The organism is Halobacteriovorax sp. HLS, from assembly GCF_004006665.1.
Classification (GTDB): domain Bacteria; phylum Bdellovibrionota; class Bacteriovoracia; order Bacteriovoracales; family Bacteriovoracaceae; genus Halobacteriovorax.
This window is the reverse complement of record NZ_QOCL01000006.1, coordinates 1-17,165: the sequence shown is the minus strand read 5'-3', so window position 1 is coordinate 17,165 and position 17,165 is coordinate 1. Positions and strand designations below refer to the sequence as shown.

Sequence of the window (17,165 nt, the reverse complement as noted above, 5' to 3'; positions counted from 1 at the left end):
AAATCGTAGGAATTAGAGAAACAGGTAAGACAACAGTAACTGGTGTTGAGATGTTCAGAAAGCTTCTTGACGAAGGTAGAGCAGGTGATAACGTTGGTCTTCTTTTAAGAGGTGTTAAGAGAGAAGATATCGAACGTGGTCAGTGTTTAATTAAGCCAGGAACAGTTAAGCCACACGCAAAATTTAAGTGTGAAGTTTATATTCTTTCTAAAGAAGAGGGTGGTAGACACACTCCAATTTTCAAAGGTTATAGACCACAGTTTTACTTCAGAACAACTGACGTTACAGGAGCTATCGAGTTAGCAGCTGGGACAGAAATGATCATGCCAGGTGACAATACTTCATTCGACGTAGAGCTAATCACTCCAATCGCAATGGAAAAAGGTCTTAAGTTCGCAATCCGTGAGGGTGGTAGAACAATTGGTGCTGGTACAGTATCTGATATCGTAGAATAATTTAAAATTATTTTATATATAAGGGCCATCTTCGGATGGCCTTTTTTTTGTTCTAAATCGTTGACGTGTTTTAAGTTTTTCTGTACTTTGAATTTCTTAAGTCTTCGGGTGTATAGCTCCAATTGGTAGAGCGGCTGATTCCAAATCAGTAGGTTGGGGGTTCGAATCCCTCTGCACCCGCCACTTTTTCTATTATATTCTTCTATAATTCATGTATACTTTCTAAATGATTAAATTAGCTCTTTTGGTGTTTGCTTGTATTTCAAACTGTCTTGCTTCCGTATATTGTGAAAAGTATCCTTATGTTGAATCTATTCAGTTCGCAAAAGTTAAAGATAACATTTCAAAAGGCCTTAAGGAGCTCTCTTCAAGAAAGTCGATTGCTCAGCAAGCTGATAAAACCTTGTCTTCACTAATTTCCGCTAGAAGTCCATTAATTACGAAGTGGATTTCATCCAGAGGTCTTGATCCTCTAAAGAATGAGACAGAAATTGTGACCAAGTGGAGAATATATTTTTTAGAGAACTTCATTCTAGGAAAGTACCCTTCACAGGATAGTTCTATTAATTCGAAGATTGAAGAATTTTTTGAAGAAGTAAACTCCAGTGCTTTTGATAAGAAAACTATAAAACGTCTTGTCGGAATATTTAGTGAAGCTAAGTCAGACTCAATTTCATATATAAAAAGTTTAAATATTTCCGAAAAGATGAAGCTCGTTTTAATCTCTAGAGTTAAAAATGTGGAATTATATTTTTTCAATGGCCTTGAGGGTACAAAGTTCGAGCAAAAACCTCTTGAGTTTTTAAAGTGGGGATTAGCATTTGACCCTAGTGAAAACCACATAAATGTTGGGGTAAATGTTTTGAAATATAGTACTGACGGTGAACTTTATTCAGTCTTTACTCATGAGATAGCACATGCATTTGACCCTTGCAGGTGGAGTGCATTTGTTAAGAAGAAATATGTCTTCACTAATATTATTAATTGCTTGAGAAGTTCCGAATCAATCGGGGCAAAACCAAGAGACGATTCTAAGTTAATTTCAATGGTAAAATCAAAGAGGTTAAGTTCTGAACTATATAAGTCCTTGAAAGATAATCCAACATGCAATAACTCTCTTTATCCTCAAGCAGGTATGCAAAGAGATCAAATTTCAGAGGCTTTTGCTGACTGGTTCTCGGCAGAAGTTATAACGACCCAGAAAAAGAACTATTTGAAAGGTTCATTTAGGAGCGAGCTTTGTGTTAAAAGTCCTCTTCAAGCTGGATCATCATATATTTCAAATGAAAACAGGCTAAACGGGATATATTTATCTAATCCTATTCTATTAAAGCTGTACAAGCAGAAGTCACCAAAGAAATACTGCTCCTTTTAAGAAATAGTAAATTTCACTACAATTTTTGGAAATTATTCATACTTTGACACTGCGTCGTTATGAGTTGTAGAAAGTATTGGACAAATTGCACTAATTAAAGGATATATGGAAAGCTTATACGTAGAAAATAACCAAGTTTTAGTAAAATACTGAAGCTGTTAATCCAAGGATTATAGGATGTCTTTAGTTCGAATTGAAGATGGCAAGAAGTGGATCAACACATTTGTTGCAATTATTAGTATATTAGCTGGGTTTGTTACTATTCGTTTCATGGGTCAGTTAAGTGAGTGGTTTGATTTAGAAGCCAAGGTTCCAAATTTTTTAGCAGTTTCACAAGGTCTTGGAATTGTTATCGGTTTGGTGACTTTTATTGGAATTTTAAAAAACAAGAATGCTTCGACTCATATGGAAGAAGTATATGCTGAGTTAGTTAAAGTTGTTTGGCCTGATAAGGACTCAGTTTTAAAAATGACAGTAGGTCTTGTTGTAGCAGTATCAATCATAAGCGGTATTTTTGTTTTGATTGATTTTACGTTTAGAAAAGTTTTAGAACTAATTTATTAAGAATAGGTGATATATGTCTAAAGAAAATAATAGTACTGATGAAGTAATTGAAACTACAGAAGAAGTAACTGAAGTATCTGGTGAAGAGCTAGATGAGAATGCATTTGCTGCAGGTGATTCAGAAGATTTCAAGTGGTATATCGCTAAGACTTTAACGGGACAAGAAGGAAAGATTCAAAGAGCTTTACGTGAAAGAATCGTTAACTATAAGCAAACAGAATTCTTTTCTGAAATTATGGTTCCTGAAGAGACTGTTATCTCTCACGCAGGTGGGAAGAAGAGAACTATAAAGAAGAAATTATTTCCAGGTTATGTCTTGATTAAAATGATCATGAATGATAAAACCTGGCACCTTGTTAAGGATACGGATAAGATTACTGGATTTGTTGGTGGAACTACTGACAAACCAGCTCCTATTACTAATGAGGAAGCTGCATATATGACTGGTCAGCAAGCTGATGGAGTTAAGAAAACTAAGACTACAATTGACTTTGAAGAAGGTGAATCAGTTAAGGTAATCGAAGGTCCATTCGCATCTTTCGTTGGTACAGTTGAAGCAGTAAGTGATAAAGGTAAGTTAAAAGTTAATGTTCTAATCTTTGGTAGACCAACACCAGTAGAATTAGACTTTAAACAAGTAGAAAAAGCTTAATATATTAACACGTTGGTAGATTCTTTGAATCGCAGGAGTAATCATGGCTAAGAAGATTACAGGCTTCATTAAATTACAAATTGAAGCAGGAAAAGCAAACCCGTCACCACCAATTGGACCGGCATTAGGTCAAAAAGGTGTGAATATTATGGAATTCTGTAAGGCATTCAATGCTAAGACACAGAAGGAAGCAGGAGTGATTTTACCTACAATCATCACTGTATATTCAGACAGATCATTTTCATTTGTTACTAAAACACCTCCAGCATCTTACTTACTTAAGACTAAGTTAAAGCTTAAGAGTGGATCTAAGAAGCCAGGAACTGAGGTTGCTGGAACTGTTCCAAAGAAGATTGTTGAAGAAATAGTTGAAACTAAAAGAGCAGATCTTACAGCAGCATCACAAGAAGCGGCAGAAAGAACAATTGAAGGTTCAGTAAGAGCGATGGGTCTTAAGTTAGATTACTAATTTTAAATGGGAGAGCGAAGGCTCGTTTGTACCAAGGGGTTTTATTATGACTAAATTAAAGTCAAAAAAATATATCGAAGCCGCTTCAAAAATTGAGGCTGGTAAACAATATTCAATCAACGAAGCATTAGAACTTGCAAAGTCTACTAGTTTTGCAAAATTTGATGAAACAATTGATCTTGCATTTAGACTTGGTGTTGATCCAAGACATGCTGATCAAATGATCCGTGGAGCACTTGCTCTTCCTGCTGGTACAGGAAAAGAAGTAAGAGTGTGTGTGATTACTTCTGGTGACAAAATTAAAGCAGCTGAAGAGGCTGGTGCAGATTTTGCTGGTGGTGATGATATCGTTCAAAAAATTGCTGGTGGATGGTTAGATTTCGACAGAGTGATTGCTTCTCCAGACATGATGGGTAAGTTAGGTAGAATTGGTAGAGTTTTAGGGCCAAGAGGTCTTATGCCTAACCCAAAGCTTGGAACAGTAACTCCAGATGTTGCTAAGGCCGTAGCTGAGCAAAAAGCTGGTAAGGTTGAGTACCGTACAGAGAAGACTGGTATTATCCACGTTCCTGTAGGGAAGGTTTCTTTTTCTGCTGAAGATATTAGAAAGAACGTTAATGCAGTTGTTTCTGCAATCGTTAAGGCTAAGCCTGCTTCTGCAAAAGGAACTTATTTAAAATCACTGACTGTTAGTACAACTATGGGTCCAGGGATTAAAGTAGATACTTTAGAAGCGTTAAACGTAGCTAAATAGATAGGGTTGAAGAAAGCCGGTTACGCCTTCAAGGAATTGAGCGTGTAAAGCCAGCCGAAACTCCCTCCAAACCTACTGGAAAACCAGTAGGTAATTATAAACGGAGGTTTTATGTTAACCAGAGATGAGAAAGGCGTTATTATCGACTCACTTAAAAGTGACATCGAAAATGCGAAGGGTATTTTTCTCACAAACGTTATCGGACTGACTTCAAACGACGGTGTTGCTCTAAGAAAGACAATTAGAGAAAGCCAGGGGAAGTTAGTAGTAACGAGAAATACTCTTTTTGGACTTGCGTCTAAAGGGACTGTGGCAGAGGAATTACTGTCAGGTCTTAAGGGTCCACAAGCTGTTGCATTCGCATTTGAAGATGCACCAGGTGTTGCGAAGGCTTTAAAAGAAGCTGGAAAGGCACATGAAGTAGTTGAGCTAAGAGGCGGTCTTTTAGATGGAAAAGTTCTTTCTATCGAAGAAGTTCAGCACCTTGCAGATCTTCCTTCACTTGATGAAATGTTAGGTACATTACTTGCTACTTTCAATGCACCAATTTCTGCATTAGCAAGAGTATTATTTGCAATTCAAGAGCAAAAGGAATCTGGAGCAGAAGCTGCTCCTGTTGAAGCTGCAGCAGCCGAAGAAGCGCCAGCTGAAGCAACTGAAGAGTAAGAAGTAAACAAAAAGACCCACAGGGTCATAAATTATTATTTTAAAAAATTTTAGGAGTTTTATATGTCAATCACAAACGAACAATTTATCGAGCATATCTCATCAATGTCAGTACTTGAAGTTGCTGGACTAGTTAAAGAATTAGAAGAAAAATTTGGTGTTTCTGCAGCTCCTGTTGCAGTAGCTGGTGCAGCTGCTGGTGCAGCAGCAGAAGAGCAAACTGAATTTACAGTAATGCTTACTGAAGCAGGTGCTAAGAAAATTAACGTAATTAAAGAAGTTAGAGGAATCACTGGTCTAGGTCTTAAAGAAGCAAAAGAACTAGTTGAAAGTGCTCCAAAAGCAATCAAAGAAGGCGTAGAAAAAGCAGAAGCAGAAGAAATCAAGAAGAAACTTGAAGCTGCTGGTGCGAAAGCTGAGCTTAAGTAATTTGCTATTGCATTTAACTTTTGATAGAGATTAACTCTATTATAAAAAAATTAACGGTGTGAATACGGACGCGTATTCACACCTTTTTGCGTATTTTGCAAAAAAATAAATATAATCGATTTTAAACATATTTTCTTCTCTCTAGGAGACATCAAATGACTGAGGTTTTTAAGCCGAATGAATGGTACCGCAAGAGTTTTTCTACAGCTCCAAAAGTACTAGAGACCCCTCCACTCATGAATCTACAGTTGAAATCATTTGAAGATTTTCTTCAAGCTGATGTGCCGCATGCACAAAGAAGAATGGTTGGACTACAACAAGTTTTCCACTCTGTTTTTCCTATTCACGATTTCAACAAAACTGTTTCATTGGAATTTGTTAGTTACACATTAGAAGAGCCAAAATACTCTGTAAAAGAGTGTCGCCAAAGAGGCCTTTCTTATGAAGCACCACTTAAAGTGGTTGTTCGTCTAGTATTCTACGAGTTAACTGTAGATAAAGACGGAAACGAACAAAGAACTGTATCATCAATAAAGGAACAAGAAGTTTATCTTGGAAATATTCCTTTAATGGCCGACACAGGTTCATTTGTTTACAACGGAACTGAGAGAGTTATTGTTTCTCAGCTTCACAGATCTCCTGGTATTATTTTTGAACACGATTCAGGAAAGAAGCACTCAAGTGGTAAACTTCTTTATTCTGCACGTATTATTCCTCATAGAGGTTCTTGGTTAGACTTTGAGTTTGATCACAAGAATGTTCTTTTTGCCAGAATTGATAGAAAGAGAAAATTACACGCAACTGTTGTCTTAAAAGCAATGGGTTACTCTACTACAGACCTACTTGAAATGTTCTACGAAATGGAAACATTAAAGTTTGCAAAAGACGGAAGTTTCTCAAGAGAGCTTGATTTCAACAATATGATTGGAACAAGAGCGTTTAACGATATACTTGACCCGAAAACAGGTGCTGCACTTGTTAAGAAAGGGAAAAAATATACAAAAGCATCTGTAAGAAAAATGGTTGATGCTGGTGTAACTGAATTATCTGCTGAAATTGAAGAAGTAGTTGGTAAAGTTGTAGCAGAAGATATTTTTGATGAAAATACAGGTGAAGTTCTTTGTCTTGCTAATGAAGCCATTTCTGAAGCTAAGATCCAAGAACTCATGGCCGCTGGTATAAACGAAGTTAAAGTTCTTTACATTGATATGATCAACTTTGGTGATCAAGTAAGAAATACACTTCTTTTAGATAAGACAGATTCTAAAGAAGATGCGCTTATTAAAATCTTTGAAAGACTTCGTCCTGGTGAGCCACCAACAGTAGAAGCTGCAGAACTTCTATTCCAAAACTTATTCTTTAACGAAGAAAAATATGACCTCTCAAGAGTTGGTCGTATGAAAATTAATTATAAGTTTGGATTAAATGTACCTGTAGAAAATACAGTTTTAACTCAAGAAGATATTGTAATGACTGCTAAGTACCTTGTTGAACTTAACAACGGTAAAGGTAAAGTTGATGATATTGACCACTTGGGTAACAGAAGAGTAAGAGCAGTTGGTGAACTTCTTGAAAATCAATTTAGAGTTGGTTTAGTAAGAATGGAAAGAGCTGTTAAAGAAAGAATGGCGATTCAAGAAATTGAAACAATGATGCCATATGATCTTGTTAACCAAAAACCAGTGTCAGCTGCAGTTAAAGAATTCTTTGGTTCTTCTCAGCTTTCTCAGTTTATGGATCAAACAAATCCACTTTCTGAAGTAACTCACAAGAGACGTCTTTCTGCACTTGGACCTGGTGGTCTAACAAGAGAGAGAGCTGGTTTCGAAGTACGTGACGTTCACTCAACTCACTACGGAAGAATGTGTCCAGTTGAGACTCCAGAAGGACCAAACATTGGTCTAATTACTTCCCTTGCTACATTTGCAAGAGTTTCTGAGTATGGATTTATTGAAACTCCATATCAAACAGTTAACGAAGACCTTACTCTTGGTGCAGCTAAGTATTTCTCTGCATTTGAAGAAGAAGGAAAAGTTATTGCTCAGATTGACTCTAATCATATCGAAAATGGAAAAGTTCACGGTGAACACGTTCCATCTCGTGCGGCCGGTGAATTCACACTTGTTCCTCAGGATCAAGTTGAGCTAATGGACGTTTCGCCTCAACAGATGATTTCGATTGCAACATCTTTGATTCCATTCTTGGAGCATGATGATGCAAACCGTGCACTTATGGGGTCGAACATGATGAGACAGGCCGTGCCTGTTGTAAGAACAGATGCTCCAATCGTTGGAACAGGAATTGAAAGTACTGTTGCAAGAGATTCAGGTGCAATTCTTTTCGCAAAACATAGTGGTAGAGTTATTTTCGTAGACTCTAACAGAATTGTTATTCAAAGAGATAAGTTCCAAGAGGGACAATCTGGCGTTGATATCTACAAACTTGTTAAATATCAAAGAACTAACCAGAATACTTGTAATAACCAAAAAGCTCTTGTTAAAGAAGGTGATATCGTATCTAAGGGTATGGTTATCGCTGACGGTCCAGGAACGCAATTAGGTGATTTAGCTCTAGGTCAAAACGTTCTTGTAGCGTTTATGCCATGGGGTGGTTACAACTATGAAGATTCGATTCTAATTAATGAAAGACTTCTTGCTAGAGATGTTTTCACTTCAGTTCATATCGAAAGTTATGAAGTAGAAGCTAGAGATACAAAGCTTGGTAAAGAAGAGATCACTCGTGATATTCCAAATGTTTCAGAAGAAGCTCTTAAGGATCTTGATGAAGCTGGTATTATTCGTGTTGGTGCGATCATTAAGCCAGGAGATATTCTTGTTGGTAAGATCACTCCAAAGGGTGAAACACAACTTTCTCCAGAGGAAAAACTCCTTAAAGCGATCTTCGGTGATAAAGCTGGAGATGTTAAAGATACTTCTCTTAGAGCTCCATCTTCAGTACGTGGTACTGTTATTGATGCAAAAGTTTATACACGTGAAGGTGTTGAGCTTTGTAGCCGTTCTAAAGAGATTATTGAGCAAGAAACAACTCTTATTAGAAGAGATGAAAGAATTCAAATTAAAGCAATTCAAACATCTTCAATCCTTAAAATTGCAGAAATGTTAAAAGGTGCGAAAACTACTGATAAGCTTGTTTCTGAAGATGGTTCAACTGAACTTCTTCCAAAAGGTGTAGATATTACTGGTCAAGCTCTATCGTCAATTCCTTTCGAATTGATTGGTTACTTACCACTTGAAGCATCACTAGAAGAACGTTTAAGTGAATACTTTGCAGACGTTAGAAATAGAATCAACAGAGTTCGTCAAAAAGCGAATGATGAAATTGCTAAGCACCATAGAGGAGATGAATTACCTCCAGGTGTAATCAAGAAAGTTACTATCTACGTTGCAATTAAAAGAAAGCTTCAGTCTGGTGATAAGATGGCCGGTCGTCACGGTAACAAAGGTGTTATCTCGAACGTTCTTCCTCAAGAAGATATGCCATTCCTAGCTGACGGTACTCCAGTTGAAATTGTACTTAACCCTCTTGGGGTTCCTTCTCGTATGAACATCGGTCAGCTACTAGAGCTCCACTTAGGTTGGGCAGGTCGTGGACTTGGTGAAAAGATGAAGGCTTTAATTGAAGATCAAGTAGCTATGGCCGAAATCAAAGACTATATCTATGCAATCTATGAAACTGAAGAAGTTAAAAATTGGCTTAAGAAAGCAAGTGATAAAGAAGTTCAAGCGGTAGCGGATCAATTAGCTACAGGTGTTAGATTCTCTACTTCAGCATTTGATGGTGCGAAGGAAGAAAAAATCAGAGACATGCTTGCTCTTGCTGATCTTGAAACTAACGGTAAGACTACATTATTTGACGGTATTACAGGTGACGCGTTTGCGGAAGATGTAACTGTTGGAGCTATGTACATGCTTAAGCTACATCACCTTGTAGATGAGAAACTTCATGCACGTTCTACAGGTCCTTACTCACTTGTAACTCAGCAGCCACTTGGTGGTAAGGCTCAGTTTGGTGGTCAGAGACTTGGGGAAATGGAAGTTTGGGCACTAGAAGCATATGGTGCGGCTTACACTCTTCAAGAGTTCTTAACTGTTAAATCTGATGATGTTATTGGTCGTACAAGAATGTATGAATCAATTGTAAAAGGTGAACAAGTTCTTGAACCAGGTCTTCCTGAATCGTTCAATGTTCTTATTCGCGAGCTACAAGCATTATGTTTAGACGTTAAGCTTGATGAGAGTACTGAAGAAGAATTTTTTAATTAATTATTAATCCTCTGGGCTTGCCCCCAGAGGAAATTATGAGGATTAGGCATGAAAGACTTACTGAACTTTTTTGATAAACCAAAAGATCCAATCAGTGTAGAAGCCGTTTCTGTAAAGATGGCATCTCCTGACACAATTCGTGAATGGTCATTTGGTGAAGTTAAAAAGCCTGAAACTATTAACTACAGAACTTTTAAGCCAGAAAGAGATGGTCTTTTCTGTGCAAAAATTTTCGGACCTGTTAAAGATTACGAATGTATCTGTGGAAAATACAAAAGAATGAAGCACAGAGGTGTTGTTTGTGAAAAGTGTGGTGTTGAAGTTACACTTTCAAAAGTAAGAAGAGAGAGATGTGGTCATATTGAGCTTGCTGCTCCTGTTGCACACATTTGGTTCTTACGTTCACTACCATCTCGTCTTGGTGCACTACTTAACCTAACTTTAAAGGAACTTGAAAAAGTTCTTTATTATGAGGCTTTTATTGTTACAGCTTCATCTAGTGATGGACAAGATGGTGGACTTGAGGTTGGTAGAGTTATCTCTGAGCAACAATATTACGAATTAAAAGAGCAAGGAATTGAATTCGAAGCCGGTATGGGTGGAGAAATCGTAAAAGATATGCTTAGAAAAATCGACTTAGATCTTGAAAATAAAGAACTAAGAAGAGGATTGAAGGCCGCTACGACTGAGATGGCCAGAACTAAGTTTGTTAAAAGATTAAAAGTTGTTGAGTCAATTTTAAAATCTGATAATAAGCCAGAGTGGTTCATGATGGATGTTGTTCCTGTGCTGCCACCAGACTTAAGACCACTAGTTCCTCTAGAGGCCGGTAGATTTGCAACTTCTGATCTTAACGATCTTTATAGACGTGTTATCAATAGAAATAATCGTCTTAAGAGACTTAAAGAGTTAAATGCTCCTGAAATTATCATTAGAAACGAAAAGAGAATGCTTCAAGAAGCAGTAGATGCTCTTTTTGATAATGGAAGAAGAGGAAAGGTTTTTACTGGAGCTAATAAGCGTCCACTAAGATCACTTTCTGATATGTTAAAAGGTAAGCAAGGTCGTTTTAGACAAAACCTACTTGGTAAACGTGTTGACTATTCTGGTCGTTCGGTTATCGTTGTTGGTCCAACTCTAAGACTACATCAATGTGGATTACCTAAGCTAATGGCACTTGAACTTTTCAAGCCATTTATTTACAACAAATTAATTGAGCTTGGTCACTGTACAACTATTAAAGTTGCAAAGAAAATGGTTGATCAACAAAAAGAAGAGGTTTGGAATATCCTTGAGCAAGTTGTTCAAGAGCACCCTGTCCTTCTTAACCGTGCACCTACTCTTCACAGACTTGGTATTCAAGCATTTGAACCAACTCTTATTGAAGGTAAAGCTATTCAACTTCACCCGCTTGTTTGTACAGCCTTTAACGCTGACTTCGACGGTGACCAGATGGCAGTACACGTACCTCTTTCACTAGAGGCTCAAATTGAATGTAGAATTCTAGCAATGTCGACTAACAACATTCTTTCTCCAAAAGATGGATCTCCAATTATCGTTCCTTCTCAGGATATTGTTCTTGGTCTTTACTACATGACTAGAATTCGTCCATATGCAAGAGGTTATGGAAAAGTATTTGCTTCTAAAGAAGAGGCACAATTCGCTTATCACTCAGGAAACCTTCACTTACAAGCTCCTGTTAAAGTAAGAGTTGACGGAAGACTAATTGAAACTTCTGTCGGTAGAACATTTATCTACGATGCTATTCCAAGCTGTCTTAAGTATGAAGATATCAACAAAGTTCTCGGTAAGAAGGAACTAGTTGCTTTAATTGATAAGGCCTATAGAGTTGGTTCTGAAAAAGAAACTGTTCTTCTGGCGGATGCTTTAATGAGACTTGGTTATTATCAAGCAACTAAAGCAGGTATTTCAATTAACGTTCACGATATGATTATTCCAGAAGAGAAAGTAAATATTCTTAATGAAGCATATGGTGAAGTTTCAAAGATTACTGAAGAGTATAACGAAGGTTCGATTACGAATGGAGAAAGATACAACAAGATCGTTGATGTCTGGGCACAAACAGGTGAGAACTTAACAAAAGTTATGCTTGAAAGAATCTCAGTTGATACTTTTACAAGTGATGTTGAGGGTGAGGAAGATATTCATGCACCTTCATTTAATGCACTATATATGATGGCGAACTCTGGAGCGAGGGGTTCTGCAGCTCAGATGAGACAGTTAGCGGCGATGCGTGGTCTTATGGCCAAGCCATCTGGTGAAATTATTGAAACACCGATTACATCTAACTTCCGTGAAGGTTTATCGGTTCTTGAATACTTCTCTTCTACACACGGTGCTCGTAAAGGTCTTGCCGATACAGCGCTTAAAACAGCTAACTCTGGTTATCTAACTAGACGTCTAGTTGATGTTGCTCAAGATGGTATTATCAGAAATGAAGATTGTGATTCTCAGGACGGAATCGTTCTAACAAGTACAATTGAAGCTGGTGAGATTGTTGAGCATGTAGCAGAAAGATCAATGGGTAGATACACTTCTTCTGCAATCTTAGATGAAAGCGGAAAAGAACTTTTCCCAAGAAATTATCTACTAACAGAGAAAGATATTGAAGTTCTTAAAGAACACGATGTGGATCAGATTAAAGTTAGATCAGTTCTAACTTGTAGAGAAAAGCATGGTTTCTGTGGAGCGTGTTTTGGGCGTGACCTTGCGAGAGGAACAAAAGTATCAATGGGTGAAGCTGTTGGTGTTATTGCTGCTCAGTCAATTGGTGAGCCTGGTACACAGCTTACAATGCGTACTTTCCACGTTGGTGGTACTGCAACTGCAGGTGCACAAGTTAACAAGACTCAGGTAAGAACAGCTGGTGCTTTAAGTTTTGACAACGTTACTGTTGCTCAAAAAGCTGATGGCTCTATGATTGTTATGAATAAAGTTGGTGAGCTTCTAATTAAAGATGCTCGTGGATCTGAGAAAGAAAGATACCCAGCAGTTTATGGTGCGAAAATCTTCTTTAAAGAAGGTGAAGATGTAAATATCGGTGATACTATTATTGAATGGGACCCGTTTGCAATTCCACTTCTTTCAGAAGTTTCAGGTACGATTAAGTACGAGCATATTATTGCTGGTTCAACAATCAGTGAGCAAACAGATTCTGTAACGGGATTAACTCAGAAAGTTGTTGTTGAGTCTAAGGATCCATCTGTTCAGCCTAGAATTTCTATTGTTGACGAAAATGGAAATCCTATAATTGTTCCAGGAACAAAGAGACATGCAACTTATAGACTACAGGTTGGCGCAAACATTATGGTTAATGAGGGCGATCAAATTTCTGTAGGTGATGCACTATCTAAGTTATCTCGTGAAACAACTAAGACTAAAGATATTACAGGGGGTCTTCCAAGAGTTGCAGAACTTTTCGAAGCTAGAAAGCCATCAAACGCTGCTCAAATTTCAGATGTTTCAGGAACAATTGAGTTTGGACCAGAGCTTAGAGGTAATAGAAGAATTATCGTTAAGCCAGAAGATGGAACAGATCCTGTAACATATTCAGTTCCTAAGGGACGTTATGTAATTGTTAATGAGGGAGATTATATCCGTGCTGGTGAAGCAATTATGGATGGTCCTTCTAATCCACATGATATTTTAAGAGTTATGGGGATTAAAGCATTAGCACGTTACATTGTTGATGAGATCCAAGAGGTTTACCGTCTTCAAGGTGTTAAGATCGATGATAAGCATATTGAGGTAATTGTTTCTCAAATGCTTAAAAAGATTGAAGTTCTTGAGCCAGGCGATACTAATCTTGTGGTTGGAGATTCTGTTACTAAGACAGCTTTCCAAGAGGCTAATGAGCAAGCGATTGCAGATGGTTACGAGCCAGCAAAAGGGAGACCTATGCTACTTGGTATTACTAAAGCATCTCTTACTACAGATTCTTTCATCTCTGCGGCATCGTTCCAGGAGACTACAAAGGTTCTTACTCAAGCGGCTCTTGAAGGTAAAGCGGATTCACTTCGTGGTCTTAAAGAGAACGTTATTATGGGTAGACTAATTCCAGCAGGTTCGGGAATTTCGAAATATCGTGACTTTGAAGCGGTAGTAGAGGAAGAAGAGACAAAGACTGTGCAGGAATCTGTTACATTAATGGTATAAAAAACTTGAAACGGCCAAATTGGTGTGATACATCAATTTGGCTAATCTAGCAAAATTGCGATAGAAGTATAAGGAGTGGGGAAATGCCTACAATTAATCAGTTGATCAGAAAAGGTCGAACAGATAAGACAACAAAAACAAAGTCACCTGCACTAGTTGCTTGTCCTCAAAGACGTGGTGTTTGTACAAGAGTTTATACAACAACTCCTAAGAAACCAAACTCGGCGATGAGAAAAGTATGTAGAGTAAGATTGACTTCTGGTTTTGAAGTTACTTCATACATTGGTGGAGAAGGACATAATCTTCAAGAGCATAGTATTGTTCTTTTAAGAGGTGGTAGAGTTAAAGATTTACCAGGTGTTCGTTACCATACAATTCGTGGAGCTCTTGATGCAACAGGTGTTGATAAAAGAGGTCAGAGACGTTCGAAGTACGGTTGTAAAAAACCAAAGAAGTAATTGTTATTAACCGCTGATTAGCTAGACTAATCAGAGTAAATTAGAAATTTTCTAATTGAAGAGAGAGATTTATGAGTAGAAAACGTAAAGCGCCGGTCAGGTTAGTACTACCAGATCCAGTGTATCAAGACGTAGTTATTGCAAAATGTGTAAATAATTTAATGTCAGATGGTAATAAATCAGCTGCAGAAAAAATTCTTTACGGTGCAATGGCATTAGTAGAAAAGAAAACAGGTGAAGAGCCTTTGAAAGTATTTAAAAAAGCACTTTCAAATATTAAACCAGCGGTTGAGGTTAAATCTCGTCGTATCGGTGGTGCTACTTACCAAATTCCAGTAGAAGTAAGACCTAACAGAAGACAATCTTTAGCCCTTAGATGGTTAAGAGAGTATTCTAAGAAAAGAGGTGGTAAAACAATGATTGATAAGCTTGCTGACGAAATCATTGATGCTTCTCAAGGTAGAGGTGGAGCTGTTAAGAAACGTGAAGACGTTTACAAAATGGCTGAAGCTAACAAGGCTTTTGCACACCTTAAGTGGTAATTTAAAAAAATTCTAATACGCAATTTATATGGCTTCCTCGAGTTTAGACTCTTGGAAGCCATTTTTAATAGTTCTAAATTAATTAAGGCTTAAGGAATATGAGCTCCGATCAAATAAGTAAAATTCGAAATATTGGTATAATGGCACATATAGATGCTGGAAAAACCACAACCACCGAAAGGATTCTTTACTACACAGGAAAGAGTCATAAGATTGGTGAAGTTCATGATGGCGCTGCTACTATGGACTGGATGGTACAAGAGCAAGAAAGGGGTATTACAATAACCTCTGCTGCGACGACATGTACCTGGGAAAAACAAATAATAAACATAATCGATACTCCTGGTCACGTTGACTTCACTATAGAAGTTGAAAGGGCCCTGAGAGTATTAGACGGTGCTGTTGGTGTTTTTGATGCCGTTTCTGGTGTAGAGCCACAGTCTGAAACAGTTTGGGCACAGGCCGATAAATATAATGTTCCTCGAATTGCATTTGTTAATAAGATGGATAGAGTAGGGGCAGACTTTCAAAATTGCCTAGAAGAAATAAGAGAAAAGCTTGGAAAAACTGCTGCAGCAATTCAATTGCCTATTGGTGTTGAAGACGACTTTCAAGGAATGATCGATCTTGTAGAGATGAAGGGTTTATTTTTTAGTACAGATAACCTTGGTGCTACAGTAGAAATTAAAGATATCCCTGCAGAACTCGAAGATGAAGCCGCTATGGCCAGAGAAGAATTAATCGAATCATTATGTGACTATGATGACGACTTAGCTGAGGCATATTTAGGTGGTGAAGAATTAGCAACTGAAAAAATTAAAGAGACAATTAGAACTGCTGTTATTGAAAAAGGATTTATTCCTGTTCTATGTGGTTCTGCTTTTAAGAATAAAGGAGTTCAGCCTTTACTAGATGCAATTTGTGCATACTTACCATCTCCAATTGATCGAGGTGAAGTTATTGGTGTGAGCGCTAAAGATACTGAAAAAGAAGAGAAGAGAAAACCTGATACTGAAGATCTATTTAGCGGCTTAGCATTTAAAATTGCTAGTGACCCATTTGTAGGAATGATTCATTATGTTCGTATCTACTCTGGAGTTTTAAAGCAAGGTGCAACGATTTATAATCCTCTCAAAAAGAAAAAAGAAAGAGTGACTAAAATTTTGCAAATGCATGCAGATAAAAGAACAGAGCTTGCTGAAGCTAAGGCAGGAGACATTGTCGCTCTATCTGGCCTAAAAGATACTATTACTGGTGATACAGTTTGCGATAATCATAAGCCAATAATTTATGATCTTATGGAATTTCCTGAATCAGTAATCTCTATTGCTATTGAGCCTAAAACTACTGCTGATGAAAAAAAGTTGATGGAGGCCCTCGAAAGATTAAAGCTTGAGGACCCTTCATTTACTTATAGTAATAATAAGGAAACCGGACAACTTCTTATATTTGGTATGGGTGAGCTGCATTTAGAGATTATTGCAGATAGATTAGAAAGGGAATTTAAAGTTGGTGTGAGAATTGGTAAACCACAAGTTTCGTATAGAGAAAGTGTAACAGGTTCTGCTCAAGCAGAATCAACATTTGATAAAGAGTATGGTGGGAAATTACAATTTGGCCATGTCACTCTAAAAGTTGAGCCTGCTGATTGCCAAAGTGGTATTGAGTTTCACTCCAATATTACTAAGAGAGAACTACCTCAAGAATTTATTGAAGCCATCGAGAAAAGTATTCGAGATACTGCCCCAGGTGGTGCTATGGCTGGATACGCGTTTATAAATGTAAAGGTAACTTTATTGTCAGCAGCATATAGGGAAGAGTCTTCTTCTGAAGTCGCTTATATTATCGCTGCCTCGGCCGCTTTCAGAGATGCATGTCAGAAGGCCGGAGTTGGTCTTTTAGAGCCAGTTATGGCACTAGAGGTTGTAACTCCAGTTGATTATACTGGAGACGTTATTTCAGACATCAATATGAAAAGAGGAAAAGTTCTTGCTATGAACGTTAAGCAGAATAAAGAAGTAGTTGAAGCAGAGGTACCTTTAGCTGAAATGTTTGGATATAGTACTGATTTGAGATCAAAAACTCAGGGCAGAGCAAGCTTTGCTATGAATTTTGATAAATATGAGTCAATTCCTTTAGAATTAGCAAAAGTAATACTTGAAAAAAAGGGTATATATATTTAAATTCTCTGGATTAAATAATTAACAAAAAAATATAAATAATATTAGGAGCAAAGAATGGCTAAGGAATCTTTTGACAGAAGTAAGCCCCACGTAAACATTGGTACGATCGGGCACGTTGACCACGGTAAAACAACTTTAACAGCAGCAATTTCTGTAACA

The 17,165-nt window shown here is 37.5% G+C and carries 14 protein-coding genes and 1 tRNA gene; all 15 read left to right on the top strand.

Annotated features, from left to right (window positions below):
- Window positions 1-455, top strand: a 455-nt coding sequence (locus DPQ89_RS09445) for an EF-Tu/IF-2/RF-3 family GTPase (protein ID WP_241558822.1), incomplete at its 5' end; no start/stop codon positions are given.
- A 106-nt stretch (window positions 456-561) separates the two neighbouring features.
- A tRNA-Trp gene (locus DPQ89_RS09440) sits at window positions 562-638 on the top strand.
- A gap of 43 nt (window positions 639-681) precedes the next feature.
- A complete protein-coding gene (locus tag DPQ89_RS09435) occupies window positions 682-1,830 on the top strand; it encodes a hypothetical protein (RefSeq protein WP_127716693.1) in 1,149 nt (382 codons plus the stop codon).
- A gap of 177 nt (window positions 1,831-2,007) precedes the next feature.
- Window positions 2,008-2,394 carry a preprotein translocase subunit SecE gene (gene secE, locus DPQ89_RS09430; protein ID WP_127716692.1) on the top strand — a complete coding sequence of 129 codons (387 nt, stop codon included), beginning with the start codon at window positions 2,008-2,010 and terminating at the stop codon, window positions 2,392-2,394.
- A gap of 13 nt (window positions 2,395-2,407) precedes the next feature.
- Window positions 2,408-3,046, top strand: a complete 639-nt coding sequence (nusG, locus tag DPQ89_RS09425) for a transcription termination/antitermination protein NusG (RefSeq protein ID WP_127716691.1) — start codon at window positions 2,408-2,410, stop codon at window positions 3,044-3,046.
- A gap of 43 nt (window positions 3,047-3,089) precedes the next feature.
- Window positions 3,090-3,515: a 50S ribosomal protein L11 gene (gene rplK / locus DPQ89_RS09420; RefSeq protein WP_127716690.1), complete on the top strand. Its 426-nt coding sequence runs from the start codon at window positions 3,090-3,092 to the stop codon at window positions 3,513-3,515.
- Between the two features lie 46 nt (window positions 3,516-3,561).
- Window positions 3,562-4,269, top strand: coding sequence for a 50S ribosomal protein L1 (gene rplA / locus DPQ89_RS09415; RefSeq protein WP_127716689.1), 708 nt, complete (start codon window positions 3,562-3,564; stop codon window positions 4,267-4,269).
- Window positions 4,270-4,380: 111 nt separating this feature from the next.
- Window positions 4,381-4,935, top strand: coding sequence for a 50S ribosomal protein L10 (rplJ, locus tag DPQ89_RS09410; protein ID WP_127716688.1), 555 nt, complete (start codon window positions 4,381-4,383; stop codon window positions 4,933-4,935).
- Window positions 4,936-4,998: 63 nt separating this feature from the next.
- Complete coding sequence (gene rplL, locus DPQ89_RS09405) at window positions 4,999-5,364, top strand: 50S ribosomal protein L7/L12 (RefSeq protein ID WP_127716687.1); 366 nt, start codon at window positions 4,999-5,001, stop codon at window positions 5,362-5,364.
- 155 nt (window positions 5,365-5,519) lie between these two features.
- Entirely contained in the window at window positions 5,520-9,647 is a 4,128-nt protein-coding gene (gene rpoB, locus DPQ89_RS09400; protein ID WP_127716686.1) for a DNA-directed RNA polymerase subunit beta, read from the top strand.
- A 48-nt stretch (window positions 9,648-9,695) separates the two neighbouring features.
- Window positions 9,696-13,823 carry a DNA-directed RNA polymerase subunit beta' gene (rpoC, locus tag DPQ89_RS09395; RefSeq protein WP_127716685.1) on the top strand — a complete coding sequence of 1,376 codons (4,128 nt, stop codon included), beginning with the start codon at window positions 9,696-9,698 and terminating at the stop codon, window positions 13,821-13,823.
- A gap of 83 nt (window positions 13,824-13,906) precedes the next feature.
- Complete coding sequence (rpsL, locus tag DPQ89_RS09390) at window positions 13,907-14,281, top strand: 30S ribosomal protein S12 (RefSeq protein ID WP_127716684.1); 375 nt, start codon at window positions 13,907-13,909, stop codon at window positions 14,279-14,281.
- Between the two features lie 71 nt (window positions 14,282-14,352).
- On the top strand, window positions 14,353-14,823 hold the full coding sequence (rpsG, locus tag DPQ89_RS09385; RefSeq protein WP_127716683.1) for a 30S ribosomal protein S7: 471 nt from the start codon (window positions 14,353-14,355) through the stop codon (window positions 14,821-14,823).
- A 98-nt stretch (window positions 14,824-14,921) separates the two neighbouring features.
- On the top strand, window positions 14,922-17,006 hold the full coding sequence (gene fusA, locus DPQ89_RS09380; RefSeq protein WP_127716682.1) for an elongation factor G: 2,085 nt from the start codon (window positions 14,922-14,924) through the stop codon (window positions 17,004-17,006).
- Window positions 17,007-17,060: 54 nt separating this feature from the next.
- The coding region (locus DPQ89_RS09375) for a GTP-binding protein (protein WP_164848256.1) at window positions 17,061-17,165 on the top strand (105 nt) is incomplete at its 3' end.

What these genes read in the sequence shown, in the direction of transcription:
- fusA (WP_127716682.1), top strand. Translation starts at nt 14,922, where the DNA reads ATGAGCTCCGATCAAATAAGTAAAATTCGAAATATTGGTATAATGGCA.
- rplK (WP_127716690.1), top strand. Translation starts at nt 3,090, where the DNA reads ATGGCTAAGAAGATTACAGGCTTCATTAAATTACAAATTGAAGCAGGA.
- DPQ89_RS09435 (WP_127716693.1), top strand. Translation starts at nt 682, where the DNA reads ATGATTAAATTAGCTCTTTTGGTGTTTGCTTGTATTTCAAACTGTCTT.
- rpoB (WP_127716686.1), top strand. Translation starts at nt 5,520, where the DNA reads ATGACTGAGGTTTTTAAGCCGAATGAATGGTACCGCAAGAGTTTTTCT.
- secE (WP_127716692.1), top strand. Translation starts at nt 2,008, where the DNA reads ATGTCTTTAGTTCGAATTGAAGATGGCAAGAAGTGGATCAACACATTT.
- rplJ (WP_127716688.1), top strand. Translation starts at nt 4,381, where the DNA reads ATGTTAACCAGAGATGAGAAAGGCGTTATTATCGACTCACTTAAAAGT.
- rplL (WP_127716687.1), top strand. Translation starts at nt 4,999, where the DNA reads ATGTCAATCACAAACGAACAATTTATCGAGCATATCTCATCAATGTCA.
- rpsG (WP_127716683.1), top strand. Translation starts at nt 14,353, where the DNA reads ATGAGTAGAAAACGTAAAGCGCCGGTCAGGTTAGTACTACCAGATCCA.
- rplA (WP_127716689.1), top strand. Translation starts at nt 3,562, where the DNA reads ATGACTAAATTAAAGTCAAAAAAATATATCGAAGCCGCTTCAAAAATT.
- nusG (WP_127716691.1), top strand. Translation starts at nt 2,408, where the DNA reads ATGTCTAAAGAAAATAATAGTACTGATGAAGTAATTGAAACTACAGAA.
- rpsL (WP_127716684.1), top strand. Translation starts at nt 13,907, where the DNA reads ATGCCTACAATTAATCAGTTGATCAGAAAAGGTCGAACAGATAAGACA.
- rpoC (WP_127716685.1), top strand. Translation starts at nt 9,696, where the DNA reads ATGAAAGACTTACTGAACTTTTTTGATAAACCAAAAGATCCAATCAGT.